General features: G+C 40.0%; 1 protein-coding gene. It reads right to left on the bottom strand.

Annotation, left to right across the window (positions count from 1 at the left end; genetic code table 11):
- Positions 1 to 78: 78 nt before the first annotated feature.
- Positions 79 to 1,214 (bottom strand): IS3 family transposase gene (locus RG608_RS11480; protein WP_374989838.1). Its coding sequence is split into 2 segments (ribosomal slippage): positions 79 to 947 and positions 947 to 1,214, totalling 1,137 coding nucleotides; the frame shifts between segments, so codons are not numbered across the junction.
- Between the last annotated feature and the right edge of the window lie 77 nt (positions 1,215 to 1,291).

The following is a 1,291-nucleotide window of genomic DNA, read 5'->3' as shown; positions in this document are numbered from 1 at the left end:
CGGCACCATTGTGGGTAAGGTAAAATAAACCAGATCTTCTCCGGCACTGACCCCCAATAATGGGACAAGAGAAAACCCCTATGATGCGATCAGTTTTCTGTAATCTACAGGAGACTGGTCATTTAATTTCTGTTGAATTCTAGTTTTATTATAAAATATGATGTAATTTTTGACAATATCTGTTATACTATCTTTAGTTAAGTTTCTCCACTTATGGAGATAGAAGGTTTCAGACTTTAAGACGGAATGGAACCATTCGATGCAGGCATTATCAGCTGGTGTTCCTTTACGGGACATGGAGCGAGTGATGCCTTTTTCTATACAAGCCTGATAGTATACTTTTGAGGTGTATACAGAACCCTGGTCACTGTGTAAAAGTGCTCCTTGAGACCATTCGAGTTGATGGAGCGTGTCTAACACAAAGTCAGTATCCTGACATTCTGAGATGGTATAAGCTACAATCTCACGATTATAGAGATCCATGATAGAGGAGAGGTAGAGTTTACAGTTTCCAAAGTAGAGGTAGGTAATGTCTGTGACCAGCTTCTTGAGTGGCTTATCAGCTTGAAAATCACGATTTAGCTTATTGTCTGTCACATAGTAAGGCTTCCCTAATCTAGGTCCCTTCTTGGTACGGACACGGCAAAGGCAACTTCTTTCTTTCATGATACGATAGACTTTCTTGCGATTAACGACGAGGTTATAAACTTTTTTAAGCAAGCGAGTGATGGTTCGATAGCCGTAAATAAAGTGATTTTCCATGCAGAGTTCTTCGATTTTCTCTGCGATTTCGTCCCTTTTCTGAGAGTTCCTACACTCCTGTTTCCAGCGGTAAAAGGTTGAACGTTTGACACCGAAACACTCTAAAATGACAGATACAGGGTAAGTTTTCTTATATTCTTCCACCAGCTTGATAAGACTTACTTTGTCGATTGTCTGACCAAGCTCCGATACTTTTTTAGTAATTCTACCTGCAAATGTAACTGTTCCACTTCAGATAACTGCTTCATCCCTTTGCCATAAGTATATTGCTTTCCTACAGGTTGGTAGAAACGATGTAACTCATCATTCTGATACCATCGCCACCAGGTCTTCACCTGACTAACATTTTTGATGCCGAGGGTCTCCATGATGACCTTATTTGATTTACCTGCCTTCTTCATTTCGATGCAGGCTAGCTTAGTTTCTACTGAATAGGCTTTTTTGACCATAATAAAACACTCCTGTTTCTAGTTTACCAGATTTCAACAGGAGTGGTTTTCTTGTGTCTCATTTTATGGAGGCAGTGCCT

The organism is Streptococcus sp. IsoGale022, from assembly GCF_031142805.1.
Lineage (GTDB): Bacteria > Bacillota > Bacilli > Lactobacillales > Streptococcaceae > Streptococcus > Streptococcus sanguinis_A.
The sequence above is the reverse complement of the archived record's forward strand: the minus strand, read 5'-3'. Positions and strand labels throughout refer to the sequence as shown.